General features: G+C 45.1%; 24 protein-coding genes and 2 pseudogenes. 21 read left to right on the top strand and 5 right to left on the bottom strand.

What is annotated here, in order from left to right; all coding sequences use genetic code 11:
• Positions 1–26 precede the first annotated feature (26 nt).
• The 3 genes from mobC to mobA are packed head-to-tail and all read right to left on the bottom strand — an operon-like array spanning position 27 to position 3,755.
• Positions 27–2,036 (bottom strand): conjugal transfer protein MobC, encoded by a 2,010-nt coding sequence (mobC, locus tag KO473_RS00795; RefSeq protein ID WP_005819915.1) that lies wholly within the window; start codon positions 2,034–2,036, stop codon positions 27–29.
• A 40-nt stretch (positions 2,037–2,076) separates the two neighbouring features.
• Entirely contained in the window at positions 2,077–3,330 is a 1,254-nt protein-coding gene (mobB, locus tag KO473_RS00790) for a conjugal transfer protein MobB (RefSeq protein WP_005819918.1), read from the bottom strand.
• Complete coding sequence (mobA, locus tag KO473_RS00785) at positions 3,315–3,755, bottom strand: conjugal transfer protein MobA (RefSeq protein ID WP_005819921.1); 441 nt, start codon at positions 3,753–3,755, stop codon at positions 3,315–3,317. Before mobA ends, mobB begins: the two co-directional genes overlap by 16 nt.
• 711 nt (positions 3,756–4,466) lie before the next feature.
• Between mobA and KO473_RS00780 the strand changes: the two genes are divergently transcribed.
• From KO473_RS00780 to KO473_RS00715, 14 genes and pseudogenes are all read left to right on the top strand, one after another.
• Entirely contained in the window at positions 4,467–5,219 is a 753-nt protein-coding gene (locus KO473_RS00780; RefSeq protein WP_005819929.1) for a ParA family protein, read from the top strand.
• Positions 5,220–5,226: 7 nt separating this feature from the next.
• Positions 5,227–5,658 carry a DUF3408 domain-containing protein gene (locus KO473_RS00775; protein ID WP_005819932.1) on the top strand — a complete coding sequence of 144 codons (432 nt, stop codon included), beginning with the start codon at positions 5,227–5,229 and terminating at the stop codon, positions 5,656–5,658.
• Positions 5,659–5,670: 12 nt separating this feature from the next.
• A complete protein-coding gene (locus KO473_RS00770; RefSeq protein ID WP_005819936.1) occupies positions 5,671–6,387 on the top strand; it encodes a hypothetical protein in 717 nt (238 codons plus the stop codon).
• A gap of 134 nt (positions 6,388–6,521) precedes the next feature.
• Positions 6,522–6,827: a DUF4134 domain-containing protein gene (locus tag KO473_RS00765; protein WP_005819939.1), complete on the top strand. Its 306-nt coding sequence runs from the start codon at positions 6,522–6,524 to the stop codon at positions 6,825–6,827.
• 31 nt (positions 6,828–6,858) lie between these two features.
• Positions 6,859–7,176 carry a DUF4133 domain-containing protein gene (locus KO473_RS00760; RefSeq protein ID WP_005819942.1) on the top strand — a complete coding sequence of 106 codons (318 nt, stop codon included), beginning with the start codon at positions 6,859–6,861 and terminating at the stop codon, positions 7,174–7,176.
• A pseudogene (locus tag KO473_RS00755) lies at positions 7,173–8,489 on the top strand (TraG family conjugative transposon ATPase); the annotation flags it as partial. The gene KO473_RS00760 and the pseudogene KO473_RS00755, both read left to right, overlap by 4 nt.
• Before the next feature lie 176 nt (positions 8,490–8,665).
• A complete protein-coding gene (locus KO473_RS00750) occupies positions 8,666–9,895 on the top strand; it encodes a site-specific integrase (protein ID WP_005856073.1) in 1,230 nt (409 codons plus the stop codon).
• A 3-nt stretch (positions 9,896–9,898) separates the two neighbouring features.
• The gene (locus KO473_RS00745; protein WP_005856072.1) at positions 9,899–10,303 is read left to right on the top strand and encodes a helix-turn-helix domain-containing protein; all 405 of its coding nucleotides are present in this window, start codon (positions 9,899–9,901) and stop codon (positions 10,301–10,303) included.
• Between the two features lie 252 nt (positions 10,304–10,555).
• Positions 10,556–10,909, top strand: a complete 354-nt coding sequence (locus KO473_RS00740; protein WP_005856071.1) for a helix-turn-helix domain-containing protein — start codon at positions 10,556–10,558, stop codon at positions 10,907–10,909.
• Complete coding sequence (locus KO473_RS00735) at positions 10,899–11,972, top strand: AAA family ATPase (protein ID WP_005856070.1); 1,074 nt, start codon at positions 10,899–10,901, stop codon at positions 11,970–11,972. Before KO473_RS00740 ends, KO473_RS00735 begins: the two co-directional genes overlap by 11 nt.
• A gap of 163 nt (positions 11,973–12,135) precedes the next feature.
• Positions 12,136–13,101 (top strand): toprim domain-containing protein, encoded by a 966-nt coding sequence (locus KO473_RS00730; protein WP_005856064.1) that lies wholly within the window; start codon positions 12,136–12,138, stop codon positions 13,099–13,101.
• A 145-nt stretch (positions 13,102–13,246) separates the two neighbouring features.
• Positions 13,247–13,630 carry a MobC family plasmid mobilization relaxosome protein gene (locus KO473_RS00725; protein ID WP_005856059.1) on the top strand — a complete coding sequence of 128 codons (384 nt, stop codon included), beginning with the start codon at positions 13,247–13,249 and terminating at the stop codon, positions 13,628–13,630.
• Positions 13,596–14,516 carry a relaxase/mobilization nuclease domain-containing protein gene (locus tag KO473_RS00720; RefSeq protein WP_005856057.1) on the top strand — a complete coding sequence of 307 codons (921 nt, stop codon included), beginning with the start codon at positions 13,596–13,598 and terminating at the stop codon, positions 14,514–14,516. Before KO473_RS00725 ends, KO473_RS00720 begins: the two co-directional genes overlap by 35 nt.
• 4 nt (positions 14,517–14,520) lie before the next feature.
• A complete protein-coding gene (locus KO473_RS00715) occupies positions 14,521–15,240 on the top strand; it encodes a hypothetical protein (RefSeq protein ID WP_005856055.1) in 720 nt (239 codons plus the stop codon).
• Between the two features lie 88 nt (positions 15,241–15,328).
• On the opposite strand, the gene KO473_RS00710 is transcribed toward KO473_RS00715, so the two are convergent.
• Both KO473_RS00710 and KO473_RS00705 read right to left on the bottom strand, forming a co-directional pair.
• A complete protein-coding gene (locus tag KO473_RS00710; RefSeq protein WP_005856047.1) occupies positions 15,329–15,619 on the bottom strand; it encodes a hypothetical protein in 291 nt (96 codons plus the stop codon).
• A gap of 65 nt (positions 15,620–15,684) precedes the next feature.
• Positions 15,685–16,845 (bottom strand): energy transducer TonB, encoded by a 1,161-nt coding sequence (locus KO473_RS00705; protein ID WP_121963819.1) that lies wholly within the window; start codon positions 16,843–16,845, stop codon positions 15,685–15,687.
• 456 nt (positions 16,846–17,301) lie between these two features.
• Between KO473_RS00705 and KO473_RS00700 the strand changes: the two are divergent.
• The 7 genes and pseudogenes from KO473_RS00700 to traM form a co-directional block, all read left to right on the top strand.
• Positions 17,302–18,498, top strand: a pseudogene (locus tag KO473_RS00700) (TraG family conjugative transposon ATPase); the annotation flags it as partial.
• A gap of 123 nt (positions 18,499–18,621) precedes the next feature.
• Positions 18,622–18,915 carry a DUF3876 domain-containing protein gene (locus KO473_RS00695; RefSeq protein ID WP_232303440.1) on the top strand — a complete coding sequence of 98 codons (294 nt, stop codon included), beginning with the start codon at positions 18,622–18,624 and terminating at the stop codon, positions 18,913–18,915.
• 66 nt (positions 18,916–18,981) lie between these two features.
• A complete protein-coding gene (locus tag KO473_RS00690; protein WP_005819950.1) occupies positions 18,982–19,611 on the top strand; it encodes a DUF4141 domain-containing protein in 630 nt (209 codons plus the stop codon).
• 3 nt (positions 19,612–19,614) lie between these two features.
• Positions 19,615–20,736: a conjugative transposon protein TraJ gene (gene traJ / locus KO473_RS00685; protein ID WP_005819951.1), complete on the top strand. Its 1,122-nt coding sequence runs from the start codon at positions 19,615–19,617 to the stop codon at positions 20,734–20,736.
• A gap of 23 nt (positions 20,737–20,759) precedes the next feature.
• Positions 20,760–21,383 (top strand): conjugative transposon protein TraK, encoded by a 624-nt coding sequence (gene traK / locus KO473_RS00680; RefSeq protein ID WP_005819954.1) that lies wholly within the window; start codon positions 20,760–20,762, stop codon positions 21,381–21,383.
• A 4-nt stretch (positions 21,384–21,387) separates the two neighbouring features.
• On the top strand, positions 21,388–21,666 hold the full coding sequence (locus tag KO473_RS00675) for a TraL conjugative transposon family protein (protein ID WP_005819956.1): 279 nt from the start codon (positions 21,388–21,390) through the stop codon (positions 21,664–21,666).
• Positions 21,666–23,093: a conjugative transposon protein TraM gene (traM, locus tag KO473_RS00670; protein WP_122130896.1), complete on the top strand. Its 1,428-nt coding sequence runs from the start codon at positions 21,666–21,668 to the stop codon at positions 23,091–23,093. Before KO473_RS00675 ends, traM begins: the two co-directional genes overlap by 1 nt.
• Positions 23,094–23,124 lie beyond the last annotated feature (31 nt).

The raw sequence follows: 23,124 nt of genomic DNA, 5'->3' as shown, positions 1-23,124 counted from the left end.
TCATTTTTCCTCCTGTTCTTTCAGTCTTATTTGTTCAGTTCCAACAGATGGCAGAGTGCGGGATCATTCTTGATGCGCTCCAATTCATCGGAAACAATCTGCCGAACGTCTTCCTTTATCCGGTTATAGTTGGCTTGTACCATTCCCTGCATGTGGTCAACTCCATTCTCATCTATGAAATTTGTGATAACGGGTATCTTCTGATAACTCTTTTCCTCTTCGGCAATTTTGACTGTATCCACTACAATTTCGCAATGGAATATTTTCTGTTCGATGCGTTCGGAGAAATTATCAGCCACTGCCCCCACAAACATACCCTGTGTCAATCCACTAATTTTTGATGGTGGTATCATGCTGTCCATCTGGGTAGATATAGAAGTAGACTTATCGTTCCGGTTGATACTGATACTCTGCCGTTTCTGTAATATCTTTCCGAAACGCTCACTTAGCGTTTTTGCCGTTTCGCCTACCACCTGACCGGAGAAGATATTACCCACCGTATTGATAATCACCTTTGCTTCCTTATCCGTATAGTCACGGATCAGTTGGCTGAAATCCTGAAATCCGAGCAGTACCGCCACTTTGTTACTTCGTGCCGTAGCTATCAGGTTGTCCAGTCCCTTAATAAAGACAGTAGGCAACTCGTCGATGATGATGGAACTTTTCAGCTTTCCTTTCTTATTAACTATCTTAATGATGCGGCTGTTGTACAGACCTAAAGCCGCTCCATAGATTGCCTGACGGTCGGGATTGTTGCCTACGCAAAGTATCTTCGGTTCGTCCGGGTTATTAATATCGAGTGAAAACTCGTCAGCCGACATTACCCAATAGAGTGCCGGAGAAATCATACGGGACAATGGGATTTTAGCGGATGCGATTTGTCCCATCAACTGGTCGGCGGCTCCAGCCAACCACGCATCGAGGAATGGGGACAAGTAGTTTTCCAATTCGGGGTAAGAAGACATGATAGGGAAAATCTGCTCGTAGGGCTTATTCAGGAACTCGATAGCATGAGGAAACGTACAATACTTGCCATCCTGATAGATGCGCAGGAACCAGATAATAGCGGCAAACAGAATAGTCGGACTCTCTACAAAAAAATCCCCTTGCTTTGCCGCCCAACTCCGGTTAAGGTTAAGCATGATAGAATACGAACTTTCGTAAGCGTCGGATATATCAGTCATAAATTTCGGATTCAACGGGTTACATCGGTGGCTGCGGCTGGGATCGTCGAAGTTAATCACGTAGAACTTGGGAACAATCTTATACCCTTCTTGATGGGTAAGCAAATGGTTGTAGGCAATCGTGGATAAATCGCTGAATTTAAAGTCATAGAGGTAAATTGCATACCCTTTCTCTATCTGCTGCTTGATGTAGGAATTTACCACCGCAAAGGATTTACCGGAACCGGGTGTGCCGAGTACGATGCTGGCACGAAACGGGTTCACGACATTAATCCACCCGTTCCACATCTTCTTCTTATACCAAAACCGGGTAGGCAGATTAACGGAATATTCATTTTCCATTAATCGGGTTTCCTGCATGAACGATTCGTTCTCGTTATTGAAAACGTCATCAAGCAGGTTGTTCTTCAGTAATCGGCTCATCCATACTCCGGCAGCCAGCAGGCAGAGATACCCGATAGTCAGGGTAAAGATATAATAGGCTGTACGGATGACAAAAGGAATGGGCATATTCAGCAGCCACCAATTAAGGAAGAACAAGACAAAGCCGATGGCAAGTGTTGTCCAAATATGTACCCATTTGATTTTTTCCTCTTTCACTCCCTTAGTCCCCAGACAGGAAAGAGCGAGGAATACCACGCAAAAGAGTTTGGTGTACAGGCTGTAGTGAAACAGTCCCGTAGTACGCTGGAAGTTGAGCAGTATTTTCGATACCACTCCGATGTCAATCCCCCATTCTTTGATGGCGGGGTAACAGAACCAATAGATATTGATAATAACAAAGAGGATGCTAAGCGCACGCATAAAGTCCATGACTTTTGCCAATCCCCGTAAATCGTCTTCTTGTGACATAATGTTGATTGTTTTTTAATGGTGATACAAATAGTGATTGTTAATCCTGCCGTCCGTAGCGATGACGTTTCTTCTTCCGCTTCTTCGGTGGCAGTGGTTCCCGTTCAGGTTGCTCCGGTTCGAGAGTAAACAGGGAGAGTAACCCGCCTGATTCGGGGGAATACTCTTTAGTGTCGGGCGCATCATCGAAAGCCGGGACACCGGACTTGGGATGCAACAATCTGTCGAGTATGGAACGGGGCTGTTCCTCTTCGATGGACGGAAAGCGTTCGTTGAACACATTGGCTGAATATTCTTTACCCAACCGGGAACCGTTCAGTACCACACGGCTGTGGTGGTCGATGAAGGTAACGCCATAGATACGTCCGGTATCGTTGCGACGCATAACTACGTCGATGCCTTCCTGTTGCAAAACCTTGCGGAACTCCGCTTCGGAAGTAGTTGTCTGTAAAGCGATAGATACAATCCGCAACGTCCGGTCTTTCAACTTCTTCTCTTTGATAAGCGTTCCGGCTTGCTTCATCTGCTTTTCCAGAGCCGTGATACCTGTCATTTTTCCCAATGTGGAGGATTTGACAGGTGTTCCCGTCTTTTCTCCGTTCTTATCCAAAGCGGAATAGACAATACCATGATACGGTCTGCCGCTCACTTCTCCCTTTACCTCTTCCAATGCGATGTTATATAAGGAAAGTAAGGCTCGGAACTCGCCTACGGACTGAAAGCGGTACATCTTCAAAAGCGGTTTTACCACGTTTGCCAATTGCCGCTTTAAATTGCCTTTGGTAATATCCACCGGAGCGAGTTGCCAATCTTCTCCTTTGGTTTGCCCTTCTGCCGGGTGCAAACCGTATTTCTGCTCCAACTGCTCAGTGATCTCCTTGCTGCGACGGAACTCGTTACTGTCGTTAATCTTCTTCCCGTTGCTATCCACCCGGAGCGAAACGATGTGAATATGCCTGCGGTCGATGTCCTCGTGTTTAAAAATAAGGTACGGCTGACCGCCATATCCCAACTTCTGCATATATTCCTCACCGATGGCCACCAACTGCCCATCGGTGAGCACATCATCCGGGTGCGGATTGAGGGAGATATGGATAACGGGCTTCTCCGTACGGTAATGGGATGGCAGCCAGTTCTTGAAATCTTCCATGCAGTCCTGCAAATGGAAATTCCCATCTTCGGGTTGTAGAATGAGGTTGGCGGCAAGTACCTTCGCATGCCCTTCGTCCACTTTGTTCTGGTTGTAGGCGAGCGCACCGTAAAGGGAAGCGCCCGTACTTATCTTCGCAACCATTGGCTCTCAAACATATGGGATAACTCGATAATCCTACGGCTCAACTCCACCAATTCCAACGTCGCTTTTTCCAATTTGTAGAGCAAGGCGAGGGCTTTCTTCTCGGAGAAATGGGTATGCAGTTCCTTTGTTACCTGATTATAATTCACTCCGACAGCACGGAACTGTTGGTACAAAGCGGTAAGCTTGGCAACATATTCCAGTGCCGCACGGTCGGTTTTCACTATCCGGAATTCATCTCCGAATACACGGGCGGCAATAAACTGCGCCATCGAACGTAGACCGGACTGCTCGAAAAGCGTAAGGAAACGGGCATGTTCCACCGCATCGAAATTAACCGTATAACGATAAACGGCAGGATTGTTCTTCGGATTCCGTCCTCCTTTCTTTCGGGGAGGCGGCTGCTTTTTTTCTTCTTCATTCATAACTTTTGGATTTTTAGTGGTATACCGGCAGTCCCGGCACGGTTGCCACACCTCACGGCTATCTTCCCTACAATTATCGACTTCGGAGATAATTGCCCCTTTTTCCCATTGGAAAAAGGCAAGCGTTTTTTGCGGCAGAACTCGTTTCGTGCAGCAAAAAACACAGCTTGCTATGTTCCAGTGAACATAAAAATCTGACCGCAAGGGTCAGATTGGGGTTAGCGACAGGTGGCGAGGCTGGCTGTTTCCCTGCGGACTGCTTGACGGTGCAAAGTTAGGGGGCTTGCAGCAGGCTGCCGAATTTTCATCGAAGCCACTCGGTGCCACTTTAATGCCACTCGGCGCCAGTGGGTTAAGAAGCTATACAAAGGCTAAATATTAGTCGTTTATTTGCATCGTCATGATGAACGGACAGATAGACAAATAGCTGATTGGTTGATTGTGGATAGAGATAGTTTTATCTATGGACAGAGAACTAAACAGATAATTGAATGGATGATTTCACAGTTGGCTGGCTATACGTTTGTATGTACCAACGTTGGTACAGCGATACAGTCATTTGGCTAACTGCAAGTGAAATTGGAAATACATACTTAGAAGTAGCCGTATAGATAAATCACTGACTGAATAGCTGCCCATTTGACTGGATAAATGATTGGATGATTGATTGATTAATTAATTAATTGTATAACTATATAAATAACTGATTGTATGAACAAAAGACCAACTTATGTGGCATTTTCTACCCAAAAAGGTGGAGCCGGGAAGACAACGCTGACCGTATTAGTAGCCAGCTATCTTCATTTTGTTAAAGGCTACAACGTAGCTGTAGTGGATTGCGACTACCCGCAACATAGCATTGTGGAAATGAGAGAACGGGATTTGAAAATGGCAATGGATGATCCGTATTACAAACGGATGGCTTACGAGCAAGTTCAACGATTGGAGAAGAAAGCCTACCCGGTCATTGAAAGTACACCGGAGGACGCTGTCAGCAAAGTGAAGGAACTTGCCGACACGGATTTTGATTTTATCTTCTTCGACTTGCCGGGTACCATCAATAATGCGGGTGTGGTACAAACCATCGCAAGGATGGATTATATCTTTTCTCCCATCGCTGCCGACCGGGTGGTTATGGAAAGTACTCTCCGCTTTGTCACGGTGCTGAATGATACGTTAGTTACCACCGGGAAATCAAATATTAAAAGTCTGCATCTCCTGTGGAACATGGTAGACGGACGTGAAAAGTCAGAACTCTATGATATTTACGAGGAGGTAATCAGTGAACTCGGATTATCAGTTTTGAAAACCTACCTGCCGGATAGCAAACGGTTCCGACGGGAGTTATCCACCGGACATAAAGCTTTGTTCCGTTCCACCATTTTTCCTGCGGACAAAAGCCTTGCCAGAGGTAGCAATCTGGATGAAATCACCGAAGAGATATTGAGTATAATCAAGCAATAGTCTACTTATGAAAACAAAAGAATTGGACTTGGATAATATAGACCCTGACTTTATTATTTCGTCCTTTAAGACAAATGGTAAACCATCGGTTCCCGTTCCGGCGAGTACAGAAGCCATCCAAGCAGAGGTTTCCAGACAGCCGGTAGAAAAGGTGGAGACGAACAAGCCGGAAACGGATACAGGTATGCGGAAAAGGAAGAATAATCAGGAGAATTACGAATCACTCTTTATTAAAGAAACAAACCTGACCGCACGATTGGGAAAGAGTGTCTACATCCGAAAGGAGTATCACGAACGGATATTGAAAATCATCCAGGTTATCGGAGAAAATGAAGTGTCACTCTTCAGCTATCTGGATAATGTGTTGACACATCATTTTCAAACCTTCCAGAATGATATTACGGAAATTTACAAACAAAAAAATAAAGGACTATTCTAACATCGTAAGACTATGGTACTACTATTTATTTGGGTTGTCCTGTATATTATCTGGACGTTCCTTTTTCTCTGTTACGAGCGATGGAAAAAAAGGAAAAGCGACAAATCAGTTGCCGCCATCCTTCCCCGAAAGGATGGATTGACTACCAATGTGATTGGAGAAAGTACATTCATTCTCCCCGTATCAAAGCCACTCGGTGCCACTATGAAGCCAGTCGGTGCCACCACTGAAAAAGTTGAAAATCAGTCCGAAAAAGATTCTACTTTTGTCCCGGATTCCGATAATCACCCCCTGCAAGTGCCCGATGAGGAGCTTGACGGGATGTTCGATGATGCACCACCGGAAGGTGAAACGAATGATCCGATGGACGTGGAGGTATCAATGGATTATGAAGAAGATGAGGAAGAAGATACGCCGGAACAGGTACCGTCAGATACCATCGCATCCGGTATCAGTTTTGAAAATATGTGCGCTGCCGTAAAAGTGCTGAATCAACCGAAAGGGACAGTAAGCGAACAAGAAGAACGGCAAGCCGGACGGACGCTTTTGGAACTGCAACATACCGATGTCATGCAGCAGATTGTATCCAGCGAACCTAAAAAAAACGACCGTATATCGGAACTCATCAGCCTGCATCTGGATACATTCCGTAAACAGCAGGGAGAGGCGGAAGAGGAAACAGAAATCGGGAATATTCCCGATAATTTTGGGATAAATGATATAGTGTAACTAAAAAACAGGGAGATGAAAGAAAGCGATTACGGATAGCAAAAGCCGTCCACCACTAAAAAAACATAACAAATTATCAACAACCGAATGCGGGGATTATCCACCCCTGCATTCATTTAAACAACAACTTATTTATGAACACGAAAAAGAAAATCCTTTTCGCTGTTGCCATTCTTTTTGCAACAGCCGGTACAACTTATGCTGCCGGAAACGGTCAGGCGGGCATTACAGAAGCAACCAACATGATTACAAGTTATTTTGATCCGGGCACAAAGCTGGTTTTCGCAATCGGTGCGGTCGTGGGGCTGATTGGTGGGGTCAAGGTATACAATAAGTTCAGTTCCGGCGACCCGGATGTGGCAAAAGTTGCCGCCTCTTGGTTCGGGGCCTGTATCTTCCTGATTGTGGCAGCCACCATCCTCCGCTCTTTCTTCCTCTAATGCGAGCCACATATAATTAAAGTATATAAACATGGAATATAATCTGAATAAGGGGATTGGCAGAAGCCCTGAATTTAAGGGGCTCAAAGCGCAATACCTGTTTCTGTTTGCAGGAGGGTTACTCGCATTGTTCGTTCTATTTGTCATCATGTATATGATAGGCATCAATCAATGGGTATGCATCGGTTTCGGTGTAACAGCCGCTTCCGTTCTTGTATGGGCTACCTTTTCATTGAATGGCAAATACGGTCAATACGGGCTTATGAAGATGCTGGCGGCCGGTCAGCATCCCCGTTTCCTTTTAAACAGAAAAACTCCCCGTAACCTACTAAAAAAGAAAAGAAAATGAGGAATATAATGAAAGCAGCCACGATAGAAAGCAAATTTCCGCTCTTGGCAGTAGAAGAGGATTGCATCGTAAGCAAGGATGCGGATGTGACCGTTGCCTACCGGGTGGAACTGCCCGAACTTTTCAGTATCACCCCGGCTGAATACGAAACGATACATTCTACATGGCTGAAAGCAATCAAAGTATTACCGAACTATTCAGTGGTACAGAAACAAGATTGGTTCATCAAGGAGAACTATCGCCCAAAGACGGATAAGGATAACCTTAGCTTCCTCTCCCGTAGCTATGAACTCCATTTCAATGAAAGAGCGTATCTCAATCACGAATGCTATCTTTTCCTGACAAAAACGACCAAGGAACGGTCGAGGATGCAGAGTAATTTCTCGTCCCTGTGCCGGGGCTTTATTGTCCCCAAAGAGGTGAACAAGGATACTACCAACTACTTTCTGGAGGCAGCCGGACAGTTTGAACAAATTATTAATGATTCAGGGTTCATCAAACTGAAAAGGCTCACTTCGGATGAGATAACCGGAACGGACAAGACAGCCGGATTGATAGAGAAATACTTTTCCCTGTCATTAGAGAACGCCACATCGTTGGAAGATATAGAACTGAGGGCGGACGGAATGCGCATTGGTGAAAAAAGGCTGTGCGTACATACGTTGTCAGATACGGATGATTTGCCGGGCACGGTTTCCACTGATACCCGCTACGAGCGTTTGTCTACCGACCGTTCCGATTGCCGGCTTTCGTTTGCGGCACCCATCGGGTTGTTACTTTCCTGCAACCACATTGTGAACCAATATATCTTTGTGGATGACAGCGACGATAACCTGAGACATTTTGAAAAGGCCGCACGCAATATGCAGTCGCTTTCACGATACAGCCGTTCCAACCAGATAAACAAAGACTGGATTGACATGTATCTGAATGAAGCGCACAGTTACGGGTTGGTTTCCGTCCGTTGCCATTGCAATATTATGGCATGGGCAGAGAGTGAGCAGGAATTGAGGGCTGTCCGTAATGATGTGGGCAGTCAGTTGGCGCTCATGGAGTGCAAACCACGGCATAACACCATAGATGCACCGGCGCTTTATTGGGCGGGAATGCCGGGCAATGCCGGAGACTTTCCGGCAGAAGAAAGTTTCTACACCTTTCTGGAACCTGCGCTTTGCTTCTTTATCGGAGAAACGAACTACAAGAGTTCACCCAGCCCGTTCGGTATTCGCATGGCTGACCGTATCAGTGGAAAGCCTATTCATGTGGATATTTCCGACTTACCGATGAAAACCGGATTGATTACCAACCGTAATAATACCCTATATTTTTGCCGTTTTTATATTGTTTGAATTTATATATAAATAGCTGATATTTAGAGATTGTTAGGAAAATGATTTGGCTTTTGATTTGCTATTTTTTCCGATAATCTCTATTTTTGTATGCAAATCGTATGTACAAAATAGACATATAACAATAAACAAGGCAGCCTATGTTCAAGTATTCAAAAGATGGCATATCCGTACTGTCGGTACTGGATGCACGCAGGGCGAAGAAAAGCGGTCTGTTCCCTGTCAAGATACAAGTGATACACAACCGCAAGCAGAAATATTATTCCACCGGAAAGGAATTGTCCAAAGAGGACTGGGAAATCCTTGCCGAAAGCAAGAGCCGCAGACTGATTGAGATACGGGCAAGCGTGGAAAACAGTTTCTCCATCATAAAAAGCCAAGTGGAAGCCCTTGCGGAACGTGGGGACTTCTGTTTCGATGCGCTCAGCATGAGGTTGGGCAGATGTACTGGTACAACCCTTAACACAGCCATACAGGGGAAAATAGACGCATTCAAACTCAACGGGCAGGTAAATTCCTATTATAACTATCGCAGCACGTTGAAAAGCATAGAACGGTTCGCAGGCGGCAGCGTGCCGTTCTCTGCGGTTTCTGCGGACTGGCTGTCACGCCTTGACAAGTTCCTGCGGAACGAGGGCAAGACCGTCACCACCATAAATTTCTATATGAAAGCCCTTAAATGCGTGGTGAATGACGCAAGGCGCAACGGGATTTTGAAAGAAGCCCAATACCCGTTCGGCAGGGGAAAGTACGAGATTCCGAGCGGCAACAGCCGAAAGTTAGCCTTGACGATGGAACAGATAAAAAAAGTCGTGACATACAAGGGCAGCAAGACCGTTGAAAAGTACCGGGACTTTTGGTTTTTCTCCTACCTGTGCAACGGAATCAATTTCAGGGATATGCTTTTCTTGCGGTATGGGAACATCGTGGACGGTGAAATCTGCTTTGTACGCTCCAAGACATCGCACACGTCCAACCATATACGGGAAATAAGGGCGGTGCTCACTCCCGAAATGCGGGATATTATAAAACGGTGGGGAAACCCGGACGAAGGGAATCCCGATACTTTCCTTTTCAAGTATGCCAAAGACACGGAGGACGAATTTGTCATTTCCAATATTGTCAGACGGGTAACGCACCGTTGCAACATCGCTTTGGCTAAAATAGCCCAAGCTGTCGGTGTCCCCCGTTTCACGACCTATTCCGCCCGGCATTCCTATGCGACGGTCTTAAAACGTAGCGGAACGAACATCGCTTACATATCCGAGAGTTTGGGGCATTCAAGCCTTGCCATCACGGAGAACTACCTCGCCAGTTTCGAGCAGGAGGAGCGGATAAGGAATGCGCAGTTATTAACCAAATTCGATTGAGCCATGCCGAACAAGAAAACCAAGACGGTGAAGATTAGACACCTTGAATGTTTCAGTGCCATTTACGGGGAACTGGCGCAGAATCCCGAATATGCAGGCTACGAAATAGAAGAAGCCGTACTGCAAGTAAAATCATATATTCCCCCCGCCGTCAAAGACGTGGACAAGGCGATAGAGAAAATAAGGTTCAGCCATGCCACCCGTAAATACAAGTACCCCGTATTCGAGGGCAGGGAACTGATAGACCAAAAGACATTGGCGAAAATGGCGGGCGTGAGCAGGCAGACCGTAGCCCGGTGGGAGGAACTCGGTTTCATATCCCGTTCGGACATAGGGCTGTCGGGAAGCAAATATTTCGTAATAAAAGAAGTCGTTTCCCAACTTGAAAGGTTAAAGGATGTAAAATAGCGGCATTCGCATAATCACTTAACATACATAGGACAAACGGTGTGTTGGAAGGACAAAAATCGCCAATACATCGTTTGTCCCTTTTTTATCTCGTTCCAATCTTGCCGGATGTCCTGCATTGTCCCAAGTTGTCCGGTCTGTGTCAAGTGATTAGTAATTGAATAATCGGTTTCTTTTATTCTTCCTTTGCGGCATCAACCGGTTGCAACGGCTATGACGGTAGCCAAGTAATAACTAAAAAAGGAAGAAAATATGACAAACATTATTTTGACAACGCCCGAAGAACTCCGGGCTATCGTGAGCGAAACCGTTTCCCAGTCATTGGCTGGATTCACCCAGCCGAGGAACGAACCCGACAACCTCACGCCCGATGTGGCGGTAGAGGTGCTGGAACGACACGGTTTTCTGATTTCAAAGGCACGGCTCTACAAGCTGACCGCCAAAAAGGAAGTGCCGTTCCGCAAATACGGGAACAAATTGCTTTTCTCACGGAAAGAGCTTCTCACGTGGGCGGAAAACCTTGCAAAAAGGGTAAACGACAAGGACGAGGCGGCACTCGCCATCGCCAAGAGCGCAAACCGGAAAATCCGTAATTATGGAAAATAAGAGGAAAGAAGAAGCCGGGCAGGATGTCACCATGCAGAAAGAGGATTTCGCAGCCCTTTGGAAAACCATTCATCTAAAAGTGACGGACACTTATGAAGTGCCGCCCGAAATACTTTGGGTGAACGGCTCTACCATTGGCACGCTGGGTAATTTCAGCGCATCCACGGGTAAAGCCAAGAGCAAAAAGACATTCAACATCTCCGCTATCGTTGCGGCAGCGTTGAAGAATGACGAGGTACTGAAGTATTCGGCATGCCTGCCACCGAACAAACGGAAAATCCTCTATGTAGATACCGAGCAGAGCAAATACCATTGCCATAAGGTAATGGAGCGTATTTTGCGGCTTGCAGGACTGCCTACCGACAAGGACAGGGAGGATTTTGTTTTCATCGTGCTAAGGGAGCAGACACCCGACAAGCGGAAGCAGATTATCGGCTATATGCTGGAAAATATGCCCGATGTGGGGTTGCTCATCATTGACGGAATCCGTGATTTGATGTACGACATCAACAGCCCCAGCGAATCGACAGACCTAATCAACCTCTTGATGCGCTGGTCAAGCGGATATAACCTGCATATCCATACCGTACTGCATTTGAACAAGGGGGATGACAACACAAGGGGGCATATCGGTACGGAGTTGAACAACAAGGCTGAAACCGTCCTGCAAATCACGAAAAGCCAGCAGGACGGTAACATAAGCGAGGTAAAGGCGATGCACATACGTGACCGGGAGTTTGACCCGTTCGCATTCCGTATCAACGACAGCGCATTGCCGGAAGCTGTGGACGGTTATGTATTCAAGCAGCCCAGCCAAGACAGGGGCTTTCCACTGGCAGAACTGACGGAGCAACAGCACAGGACGGCTTTGGAAAACGGTTTTGGCAAACAGGTTATATATGGTTACGAGAATGTCCTAAAGACCTTGAAACAAGGCTATGCAAGTATCGGCTACGAGCGTGGGCGCAATATCCATGTGGAACTGAACAAGTTCCTTGTGAACAAGCGCATGATTGTGAAAGAGGGCAAGGGTTACCGCTATAATCCCGATTTCCATTATTAAAAGTCAGTTTGGTTTAGTCCGGGTGTATATATAAGAGGAACGGACTTACTATTTCCCTGTATCGGAACAAGCAGGTTTAGTATGGTACGGGTATATATATAACGAACTAAACAGGACTGGCGCATTTTTCAACTATTTTTTAATCCCCAAAAAAGAAAATGTTATGAACATCGAAGATGTAAAACAAATACCCATCGCAGACTATCTGCACAGTTTAGGTTACTCTCCTGTCAAGCAGCAGGGTAACGGCTTATGGTACAAATCACCGTTAAGGGAGGAACACGAACCGTCTTTCAAGGTGAACACTGACCGCAACCTTTGGTATGACTTTGGCGCAGGCAAGGGCGGCAACATCATCGCACTGGCAAAGGAACTCTATTGTTCCGACAGCTTGCCATACCTTTTAAACCGGATAGCGGAACAGACACCGCACATCCGTCCGGTCAGTTTTTCTTTTCCCCAGCGTAGGAAAGAACCGAGTTTCCAGCATTTGGAAGTCCGTGACCTTACCCATCCGGCATTGCTCCGTTACTTGCAGGGACGGGGTATCAATATCGAACTGGCAAAAAGAGAATGTAAGGAACTCCATTTTACCAATAACGGCAGACCGTTCTTCGCTATCGGTTTCCCGAACATGACAGGAGGTTATGAGGTGCGCAACTCTTTTTTCAAAGGCTGTATCGCCCCGAAAGACATCACCCATATACGGCAGCAGGGAGAGCCGAGAGAGAAATGTCTGGTGTTCGAGGGTTTCATGGACTACCTCTCTTTCCTTACGCTCCGCATGAGGAACTGTCCGACCATGCCCGACCTTGACAGGCAGGATTATGTCATTCTTAACTCTACCGCCAATGTGTCGAAAGCCCTTGACGTGATGTCCCCGTATGAACGCATCCACTGTATGCTTGACAATGACAAGGCTGGATATGAAGCGACACGGGATATCGAGTTGGAATACTCCTACCGTGTACGTGACTTCTCACACAATTACAGGGGATATTCGGACTTGAACGATTACCTGTGCGGCAGGAAGCAGGAACGGAAAAACGCAGCCAGCCAAGTGCAGGAAACGAAGCAGGAAACTGGACAACGTGCCGACCCAAGACAAAAGAGAGGCAGGGGCATTTAATCCGGCAGGACTACTAACGGCTGGCGGTTTATTTGGAGAGCAAGGTTATGTTTCGGTATACCGAAACCATCTTGCTTTGCTCACCGCAAAGGAAATCGCTCCCGTTGGTCGCAATTTCTAATATACCACCTAAAAGTAAAAAGACATGAAGAAGATACAGGACAAGCCGGGCGGTCGTCCGGCAAAAAAACGGACGGACAAGCAGAAAAAAGTAGTCAGTACGAAACTGACCGAGTTGCAGTATTACGCCATCAGAAAGCGAGCCGGGGAAGCCGGGTTACGTATCAGTGAGTATGTCCGGCAGGCGGTTGTTTCGGCAGAGGTCATCCCCCGGCTGAACAGGCAGGATGCGGACACCATCCGCAAGCTGGCAGGGGAAGCCAACAACATCAATCAGTTGGCGCACCGGGCGAATGCCGGAGGTTTCGCACTGGTTGCGGTGGAACTTTTGAAGCTCAAAGATAGGATTGTTGAAATCATAAACCATTTGTCGGATGATTGGAAAAATAAAAAAGGGAAGCGGTTTTAAGGGCTGTGTGAACTATGTGCTTGGCAAGGAGCAGGCGGTTTTGCTTCATGCGGACGGGGTTCTGACGGAAAGCCGGAGCGATATAATCCGCAGCTTCTGTATGCAGACCGGGATGAATCCCGACTTGAAAAAGCCGGTAGGACATATTGCGTTAAGCTATTCGGCAGTGGATGCACCTAAATTGACGGACGGGAAGATGATACAGCTTGCGCAGGAGTATATGCGTGAAATGAAAATCACCGATACGCAGTATATCATCGTGCGCCACCAAGACCGGGAACATCCACATGTGCATATCGTGTTCAACCGCATAGACAACAACGGCAAGAGCATTTCGGACAGGAACGACATGTACCGTAACGAACAGGTATGCAAGAAGCTGAAAGCCAAACACGGGCTTTATTTCGCCAAGGGGAAAGAGCAGGTGAAGCAGCACCGATTGAAAGAGCCGGACAAGTCGAAATACGAGATTTACACGGCTGTAAAGAATGAAATCGGCAAATCCCGTAACTGGCAGCAGTTACAGCAGCGGTTAGCGGAAATGGGTATTGCTATCCAGTTCAAGTATAAGGGACAGACAAGCGAGATACAGGGCATATCCATTTCCAAAGGCGAATACACGTTCAAGGGTTCGGAGATAGACCGCAGTTTCAGTTTTTCCAAACTGGATAAATGTTTCGGGGATGCAGGAATGAATGTTGCCGAAAGCCAACGGCAAACAACTTTCGCACCCGTTCGGGAGCAGGCACCTGCACCGAGCAAGGCTGACAGCCCGTTGATAACAGGTTCACTCGGTCTGTTTTCCGCTTCTTCTCCCCCAGTGGATGAAGAACCTAATTTTAATTTGAGAAAGAAGAAGAAAAAGAAAAAACAACTTAAATTGTAAAGACATGGAAGACAATTTGATTTTAGAGGGGCTTCTCTCTATGGTTACGGAACTGAAAGAGAAGCTGGAAGCACAGGTAACGCCAGCCAGCCGGGAGGAAACTCTCGAACGGCTGGGAACAATCGAACAAGCGTTGTCGGAACTGCACAGTAATTCGGCTGTTCCCGAAGAAAAGTTGCAGGTTATTCAAAGCCAACTTGACGACATAAGGAGCAGGATGCAAGGTCAGCAGAAGAACATAGAGGACACCAAGAAAATAACATTGGAAACCTACCGTTGTTTCAAGGTGATGATTGATACTTTGGGCTCTTGCAGGACGGATAAAGAGGAAGCTACGCCCTTACCGTTCTATCAACGGATTTACAACAAGGTCGCTTCTTGGATTCGTCCGGAATTGTTTGTTTTTTCGGCAGTGCTGGTTGTCTGTTCCGTTTCCATATTCTTGAATGTCCGTTTGGCTGAACGTATGCAGCAGTTGCAGGACAACGATATGAAATACCGCTATTTGCTGATGCAAGGACAGGCAGACGGGGAAGTCTTTGATATACTGGAAACCAAATTCAATTGGCAGAGGGATAACGGTTTTATCCAAAGTCTAACCGATTCTGTGATAGATTTTGAGTATCGCAGCAGGAAGCAGGCGGAAGCGTTGGAGCGTGCAAGGCTACTCAATGAACAAGCCGAGCTGTTGAGAAAGGAAGCCGATAAACTAGGTAAGCCATAAGTGGAGTAAAGCCGGAGTGATGAATCATGTTTATCGCCCGGCTTTTCAAATTCATTTATTTTTCTTCGGACAGCATGTCGTTAGGTATTCAGAAGAATAATTTATAACAAAGTATGCCCAATAAAAATAATCCTAAAAGGCATATTGCAAAAATTATATATGCCTTGAATAGATAAATTTGGTCTGACTGTTCTTTTGCTATGGTATTTTTACGGATTTCCTCTATCGTTTCAATGGAAATGTTGGATAAATTAATATTTTTTCCCTTGTTTACGAGGTATTTATGATGTTCTTTCATCCTTTCTTTATTCAATTTGCGAAGCTCACGGTTCTCTTTGTCCCGTTGTAGCATATCATTTATACAGCCTAATGTTCCCATTTTTTAGTTTAAATTTAATTTCTGTTTTGATAATTCAATTATAATCACGATGTTCATTCAAGGATTTACCGATTATCATTTTTAAATAAAACAGGTACAGTCCAAACGGAGTTGTGATATTCACCTTTCCCGTAATAATTGATGGTAGGAGTCCACCGTGGCATACCTTTTATGATTTGCAATACTTGCTTATCCCATTCAGGTATGCCACAACTTCGTAAGGTTTCTACCTTTATTATTTCTCCGTAAGAATCAATTCGTATCGTATAAATCCCTTTGGCTTCTTTTTTGCCGTTCAATAGCTTGGGGTCGTATGTTAGGCGTTCATTGATGTAGTTGGTAACTGCATACGGATTTGCTTTTTCAAAATAAGACACAGTTTCCCATTCCACAAAACTTTGTTTCAATTCTTCCTCTGCAATGCTGTCCGATTTTACTCTATCTCTATAATGTTGTGGTAAGAATGGTACATATACTGTATGGAAGCATTCTATTCGTTTACCGTTCTTATCCCTGCAAGGCAGACAGTGTGGAAGTTCTTTTGTTAATCTAATTATTTCTTTGTCAAACTCTTTATGGATAGTAGTCAGAATATTGATTTCACGAGGTAAACCCAGTGTGTCGATGGAAAACATCACAACAGAATGACCTGCCACATTCTTTTTCAGTAACTCTTTGGGGTATTTCATTTGAGAAACGAAATACTTTTCCAAGTCATAATCCCATACAGCCCATCGGGGATATTCTTTGATAGCCTGAGTTTTATTGATAGGAGCAGTACCCTTGTTCCAAATATCTTCTTTGCGCCAAATACTATCCAATCGTTTTTCGTTCTCTCGTAGCCCTTGAATACTGTTATCTGTTGTACATCTAACAGGCGCAACTCCGATTGTCAAACTTTCCGGTAGATAAAGGAATGTCAGAGTACTATCTGTAAGTTCTTGAATGATACAATTTTTCCCCGATTCAAAAACTTTGATAGTATCTCCATGCAAAGAATAGGAATAAAATGTTTTGGTTTGTTTTTCATCATATAGAAACGTAGTTCTCCATCCGGCACTACGAAATTCCATTTCCATTGCATATTGTTTGTCTTTAGGAAGTTGCACTTTCCATATTTTGTTCTCTAATAAAGCAGACATATCTGCACAATTCTTGTCTTGTGCTAAAAGTGGGCTGACAAGATTGAAAGAAAATATAAATAATATGGGTAGAAAATATTTCATAACCAGTCATATAAACAACACTCAAATATAGGGAAAGTTAATAATAGAACAGCTTGTTAAGCTATTTTTTTCTTATTAAGTTTGAACAAATTAACTTTTAATATTCAAGAAAAGGCTTTCCTATACATTGCAAGTTTAGTTTATCCCTTTGTCTATATATCCAAAACGAACTAAACCTACTTTTATAGACAGCAAAATATATATACAGGCGAAAAGAAAAACAGTATTCTTCTTTTCGCCTGTATCATGTCTATTTTTCACTGAAAAACGAGGGAAAACAGATATAAAAACATCTCCTACCACATTTACCCATTAACAACAAATATCCTTTTCTGTTTTCTTATAACCACTCTATTTGTATGCAAATTGCATGTTTGTAAAATGTTAATATTGATATATTCTACGCTATAAATACATGATATTCAGTATTAAATAGATAGAAAATTATACACATTAATTATAGCCAACCGTAATAAATTCGTGTTGGGCGGTTCAGGAAGTGGAAAATCCTTTTTCATGAACCACATGATACGCCAATACTACGAACAGGGTGCGCATGTGGTGCTGGTAGATACGGGTAACAGCTACCAAGGGCTTTGCAACCTGATTAACCGGAAGACGAACGGACAGGATGGAATTTATTTTACCTATACCGAGGAAAGCCCGATCAGTTTCAATCCGTTCTATACGCAAGACAAAGTCTTTGACGTGAAGAAAAAAGAAAGTATCAAAACGTTGCTTCTTACCCTATGGAAGAAAGACAATGAACCTGCCAGCCGTTCGGAAGAGGTGGCTATCTCCAACGCCGTTGCCTTGTTCATTGACCGGATTAAGTTCGATGAAGGACTGGTTCCGTCTTTCGATACCTTCTACGAATTTGTCGATACAGACTACCGGGCGATACTGGATGCCAAACACGTCAGGGAAAAAGAGTTCGACTTGGCGAACTTCCTGAATGTGCTGGAACCGTACCATAAAGGAGGAGAGTATGACTTTTTGCTGAACTCTGATAAGCAAATAGATTTGTTGGATAAACGGTTTGTAGTCTTTGAAATTGATGCCATCAAGGATCACCCCATACTTTTCCCGGTCACCACTATCATTATTATGGAGATGTTTATCAATAAGTTACGCCGGTTAAAAGGGGTGAGAAAAATGATAATCATCGAAGAAGCTTGGAAAGCGTTGGCGAAAGAAGGCATGGCGGAATATGTGCGCTATCTGTACAAGACCGTCCGTAAGTTTTATGGTGAAGCCATTACAGTGACACAGGAGGTCGATGATATTATCTCTTCCCCCGTCGTCAAGGAAAGTATTATCAATAATTCGGATTGCAAAATTTTATTAGATCAACGCAAGTATGTGAACAAGTTCTCCAAAATTCAGGAGTTGCTGGGACTGACGGATAAGGAAAAAGCACAGATACTCTCCATCAATATGGCGAACTCCGCTTCAAGGCATTATAAAGAAGTATGGTTCGGGCTGGGCGGTGTGCAATCTACGGTGTATGCTACGGAGGTTTCTGCACAAGAGTATCTCACGTATACGACGGAGGAAACGGAAAAGCTGGAAGTCATGGAGCTAACGGATAAGTTGGGTGGAAACATCGAATTGGCGATTAAGCAACTGGCGGAAAGCAAGAAAGAGAAATAATAACCTATTTACCAACGGAAAGGTCATCTTTCCATCAAACGACAGTTAATATGGAATATATTTTTATAGATATGTATTATGATGCAGGCAGGGGAATATTTACATTCTCTACAAATAGGGGGTATGTCCGTAAACCTCAGTGGGATGAAAACCAGCCGTAAATATCCGGTCAGAAATATATGCGGTTCATGGAAAAGCAACCTCCACTCTCCGCCAGTGGAGATATACCATGATAGCAAACATTATTGCCTCGCCTTAATCTATCATCCCGATATGGTGGTTACGAACCGAATCCGCCAAACGGACAAAGGGCTTTTTGTCGATCTGTTCGGTGAAATACAGATAGGTTATGACGAGGAAAGGGATATACTCTATCTATCGACCGAAGGCGAGTATATCCGGACGGAAGAGTGGTAACACTCTCCGTCTTCACCACTAAAAAATCCAATTATCATGCTTTTATAAACTATTAAAAATTTATTTATGAAGAAATTTTTATTTATCGTATGCGCTTTTACACTTTGCCTTGGTTATCAGGCAAAGGCGCAATGGGTCGTTTCCGATCCCGGCAATCTGGCGCAGGGGATTATCAATTCTGCCAAGCAGATTATACAGACTTCAACTACCGCCCAAAATACATTGAACGGATTCAAGGAGACAGCCAAAGTATTTGAGCAGGGGAAGAAATATTATGACGCTTTGAAGTCTGTGAATAATCTGGTTAAAGATGCGAGAAAGGTACAACAAACGGTTTTAATGGTCGGGGAAATTTCTGAACTATATGTATCTAATTTTCAAAAGATGCTGGGTGATCCCAATTATACTCCGAGCGAACTGAATGCCATCGGGGCCGGCTATACCAAGTTACTGGAAGAGGGCAACGGGCTGCTAAACGAACTGAAAACCGTAGTATCGGCAAACGGATTGTCCATGAGTGACAAGGAGCGCATGGATGTAATAGACCGGGTGTACCGGGACATTAAGGAGTATCGCAATCTGGTAGCCTATTACACCAATCGCAATATATCCGTCTCTTATCTCCGGGCAAAAGAGAAAAACGATACCCAAAGGGTACTTTCCCTTTACGGCAGTGCTAACGAAAGATATTGGTAAGCCATGACAGGTGAATTTGAAAGTCTGCACCTGATTCTACAGAATCTGTATGCGGAAATGATGCCGCTCTGCGGCGATATGGTCGGAGTTGCCAAAGGAATAGCAGGGCTGGGTGCGCTGTTCTACGTTGCAGCCAAAGTATGGCAGGCGTTGGCACGTGCCGAACCTGTCGATGTCTATCCGCTGCTCCGTCCGTTCGCCATCGGATTATGTATCATGTTCTTCCCTACTTTTGTATTGGGCACAATCAATGCGGTTATGAGTCCGGTTGTAAAAGGCTGTAACAATATCCTGCAAGATCAGACGCTGGATATGCAAAAGTACAGTGAACAGCGGAACAAACTGGAGTATGAAGCGATGGCACGTAATCCGGCAACGGCTTATCTGGTGTCTGACGAAGCCTACGACAAGAAGCTGGAGGAATTAGGATGGTCACCCGAAGATCTGTTCGAGATGATGAAAATGCAGGCAAAAAGGACGAGCCATGAACTGAAGCAATATATTCGGAATGCTTTCCGCAATTTTCTGGAACTGTTGTTTCAGGCGGCTTCGCTGATACTCGACACCATCCGTACTTTCTTCCTGATCGTTTTGTCCATTCTCGGTCCGCTGGTCTTTGCGCTATCCATCTATGACGGCTTTCAGGGAGGATTGACACAATGGATAGCCCGGTATATCGGTATTTATCTCTGGCTTCCCATCTCGGATTTATTCAGTTCCGTATTGGCACGCATTCAGGTGTTGATGATGGAAAAGGATATTGCCGCGCTCTCTGACCCCGATTTCGTACCGGATAATTCTAATGCCGCATACATTATTTTTATGCTCATAGGGATTGTGGGGTATCTGACTATCCCGACGGTCGCCTCTTGGGTGATACAAAGCGGTGGTGCAGGAGGTTACGGACAGAAAGTTACCCAATTAGCCTATATGGGCGGAAAAGGTGCTGCGGCCCTGGGCGGTGCGGTTGCCGGACACGCTGCCGGAGCCATCGGAAAAGGTGCCAAATCCGGATATGGCTATATGAAAGGCCGCATGGGTGGCGGTGGAAGTGACGGAGGTAGCGGAGGCAGCCAAGCGGCATTGGGTGGTCGCTATGGTACGCCTACTAACAATAAAAATTAAGTAACTCTCAAGAAAGTATAACAATGGAATTTAAAAGTTTAAAGAATATAGAAAGTAGTTTCAAACAGATACGGATGGTTGCATTGGTCTTCCTATTGCTTTGTGCGGTAGTTGCAGGGTATAGTATTTGGAGTTCATACAGTTTCGCTGAACGGCAAAGGGAAAAGATTTATGTACTGGACAACGGAAAGTCATTGATGCTGGCTCTCTCGCAAGATTTGTCCCAAAACCGTCCGGTCGAAGCGAAAGAACACGTCAAACGATTTCACGAACTGTTCTTCACCCTTTCACCGGACAAAAAAGCGATTGAAAGCAATATCCAACGGGCATTGTTCCTTTGTGATAAAAGCGCTTTCCGGTATTATAAGGATTGGAGCGAGAAAGGGTATTATAATCGAATCATTTCCGCCAATATCAACCAAACGGTACAGGTGGATAGCATGGTGTGTAATTTTGACCGCTATCCATATCAGGTAACTACCTATGCCCGGCAAATGATTATCCGTGCCAGTAATGTCACCGAACGAAGTCTTGTCACCAGTTGCGGATTGATTAACTCTGTCCGTAGTGACAACAATCCGCACGGTTTCACAATGGAACGCTTTGAGATTTTAGAAAACAGGAATTTGCGTGTACTGGAAAGATAGGCTTATGATACGGAAAAAAGTACAGCAGTGGCAAGACCGCTTCGATGACGGTCTTCGTGGAATGTGCGGACGGCTCACACCTGGCAGACAATTAGCGGTTACGCTCAGCCTGCTTCTGGTATTCAGTGGCTTGTCTATCTATTTTGTGGTTTCCTCTATTTATAATATGGGAAAACGGGAAGGAGAATTGCTGCAGATTCAGCATATCGGGAAGTTGAAGCTTCAACAGGAAAGGGATAGCCTGTCGGTTGCCTGTCCCCATCAATCACTTGAAAAGAAATAATGGAAGAAAATTTGAATATAAAAGAAATGGTGCGGGAAGAAATCCACGTGACCGAAGCAGTAGGGGGAGAAACGGTTCCCCCTGCCGGAACACCTGAAAAGGCGAAGCAAGAGACGAAGCCAAAGCAGCAGCAACGTAAAGAACTGACTTCGGCAGAAATACAGCGAAGAAAGAAGATGCTGGTCTATCCGCTTATTTTCATGGTGTTTGCCGGGGCGATGTGGCTCATATTCGCTCCGTCATCGGCAGAAAAAGAAGATAGCATACAGGAAGGGTTCAATATAGACGTTCCACTCCCCCATGAGAAAGGGATGCCGGGTGACAAAAAAGAAGCGTATGAACAAGACGCTTTCGAGAAACAGCAAAAAGAGAAGATGGGCACACTCCAGGACTTTGATATTGCATTCGGAGAACCTGACGGACAGGCTACAGTCAGTGATCCGCCGGCTGCACCGCCGGAAGAAGATGCTCCTGTCCGTTCAACAAGCTCATCCGTGCATGCATCTGCCATCGCTTATCAGAACATTAACCGGCAACTCGGTTCGTTCTATCAACAGCCTGAGCCGGAAGACGACCAGAAATTGTTGGAACTGGAATGGCGTATTCAGGAGATGGAACGCAAACAGAAAGAGGAACAGCTACAAAAGTCGAGGGTAGATGAACAACTGGATTTGATGGAGAAATCTTATCAAATGGCAGCGAAGTACATGCCTGCCGGACAGAACGGCAATCCGTCAAACGCTAATCTGCCGAATGGACGAGTAGTACAGGCGACATCTGCAACCAACGAAGTAACCGGAAATGACAAACCGGTCGTTACTCCCGTCTTGCAAGTACAGGAAAGAGTAGTGTCACTGCTCGCTCCGCCGATGAGCGATGCGGACTTTGTGAAAACTTACGGCAAACCACGCAACGTAGGTTTCAATACAGTACGTTCTGCGGAAGAAAATATCCTGAAAAATACGATCCGTGTCCGTGTTTGCCGGACTATTACCCTGACCGACGGAAAAGAACTGGAACTCCGTACATTGGAGCCAATGATGGCAGGCAAACAATATATTCCCTCCGGAACAATTGTTGTCGGTACCGCCAAGATCGGAGGCGAACGGATGGAAGTTAATATAAGTTCAGTCAACTATGGCGGTGCGATCATCCCGGTGAGTCTGGATGTGTACGACATGCACGGCATGAAGGGTATTTCCGTTCCCGGTTCGGATGAACTGAACGCTGTCAAGGAAATAGCCGCCAACATGGGTTCATCACTTGGAACGAGTATCAGTATTACCGAAAGTGCCGGGGCGCAACTGGCTGCCGACTTGGGTAAAGGAGTAATACAGGGAACTTCACAATACCTGTCGAAGAAATTCCGCACCGTCAAGGTGACACTCAAAGCCAACCATGAACTATACCTCCTGCCGGGAAAATAAGAATCACCACTAAAATCCAATTTATAAACAA

This window comes from Bacteroides sp. HF-4919 (assembly GCF_018860125.1).
The sequence above is the reverse complement of the archived record's forward strand: the minus strand, read 5'-3'. Positions and strand labels throughout refer to the sequence as shown.

What these genes read in the sequence shown, in the direction of transcription:
- mobC (WP_005819915.1), bottom strand. Translation starts at nt 2,036, where the DNA reads ATGTCACAAGAAGACGATTTACGGGGATTGGCAAAAGTCATGGACTTT.
- mobB (WP_005819918.1), bottom strand. Translation starts at nt 3,330, where the DNA reads ATGGTTGCGAAGATAAGTACGGGCGCTTCCCTTTACGGTGCGCTCGCC.
- mobA (WP_005819921.1), bottom strand. Translation starts at nt 3,755, where the DNA reads ATGAATGAAGAAGAAAAAAAGCAGCCGCCTCCCCGAAAGAAAGGAGGA.
- KO473_RS00780 (WP_005819929.1), top strand. Translation starts at nt 4,467, where the DNA reads ATGAACAAAAGACCAACTTATGTGGCATTTTCTACCCAAAAAGGTGGA.
- KO473_RS00775 (WP_005819932.1), top strand. Translation starts at nt 5,227, where the DNA reads ATGAAAACAAAAGAATTGGACTTGGATAATATAGACCCTGACTTTATT.
- KO473_RS00770 (WP_005819936.1), top strand. Translation starts at nt 5,671, where the DNA reads ATGGTACTACTATTTATTTGGGTTGTCCTGTATATTATCTGGACGTTC.
- KO473_RS00765 (WP_005819939.1), top strand. Translation starts at nt 6,522, where the DNA reads ATGAACACGAAAAAGAAAATCCTTTTCGCTGTTGCCATTCTTTTTGCA.
- KO473_RS00760 (WP_005819942.1), top strand. Translation starts at nt 6,859, where the DNA reads ATGGAATATAATCTGAATAAGGGGATTGGCAGAAGCCCTGAATTTAAG.
- KO473_RS00750 (WP_005856073.1), top strand. Translation starts at nt 8,666, where the DNA reads ATGTTCAAGTATTCAAAAGATGGCATATCCGTACTGTCGGTACTGGAT.
- KO473_RS00745 (WP_005856072.1), top strand. Translation starts at nt 9,899, where the DNA reads ATGCCGAACAAGAAAACCAAGACGGTGAAGATTAGACACCTTGAATGT.
- KO473_RS00740 (WP_005856071.1), top strand. Translation starts at nt 10,556, where the DNA reads ATGACAAACATTATTTTGACAACGCCCGAAGAACTCCGGGCTATCGTG.
- KO473_RS00735 (WP_005856070.1), top strand. Translation starts at nt 10,899, where the DNA reads ATGGAAAATAAGAGGAAAGAAGAAGCCGGGCAGGATGTCACCATGCAG.
- KO473_RS00730 (WP_005856064.1), top strand. Translation starts at nt 12,136, where the DNA reads ATGAACATCGAAGATGTAAAACAAATACCCATCGCAGACTATCTGCAC.
- KO473_RS00725 (WP_005856059.1), top strand. Translation starts at nt 13,247, where the DNA reads ATGAAGAAGATACAGGACAAGCCGGGCGGTCGTCCGGCAAAAAAACGG.
- KO473_RS00720 (WP_005856057.1), top strand. Translation starts at nt 13,596, where the DNA reads ATGATTGGAAAAATAAAAAAGGGAAGCGGTTTTAAGGGCTGTGTGAAC.
- KO473_RS00715 (WP_005856055.1), top strand. Translation starts at nt 14,521, where the DNA reads ATGGAAGACAATTTGATTTTAGAGGGGCTTCTCTCTATGGTTACGGAA.
- KO473_RS00710 (WP_005856047.1), bottom strand. Translation starts at nt 15,619, where the DNA reads ATGGGAACATTAGGCTGTATAAATGATATGCTACAACGGGACAAAGAG.
- KO473_RS00705 (WP_121963819.1), bottom strand. Translation starts at nt 16,845, where the DNA reads ATGAAATATTTTCTACCCATATTATTTATATTTTCTTTCAATCTTGTC.
- KO473_RS00695 (WP_232303440.1), top strand. Translation starts at nt 18,622, where the DNA reads ATGTCCGTAAACCTCAGTGGGATGAAAACCAGCCGTAAATATCCGGTC.
- KO473_RS00690 (WP_005819950.1), top strand. Translation starts at nt 18,982, where the DNA reads ATGAAGAAATTTTTATTTATCGTATGCGCTTTTACACTTTGCCTTGGT.
- traJ (WP_005819951.1), top strand. Translation starts at nt 19,615, where the DNA reads ATGACAGGTGAATTTGAAAGTCTGCACCTGATTCTACAGAATCTGTAT.
- traK (WP_005819954.1), top strand. Translation starts at nt 20,760, where the DNA reads ATGGAATTTAAAAGTTTAAAGAATATAGAAAGTAGTTTCAAACAGATA.
- KO473_RS00675 (WP_005819956.1), top strand. Translation starts at nt 21,388, where the DNA reads ATGATACGGAAAAAAGTACAGCAGTGGCAAGACCGCTTCGATGACGGT.
- traM (WP_122130896.1), top strand. Translation starts at nt 21,666, where the DNA reads ATGGAAGAAAATTTGAATATAAAAGAAATGGTGCGGGAAGAAATCCAC.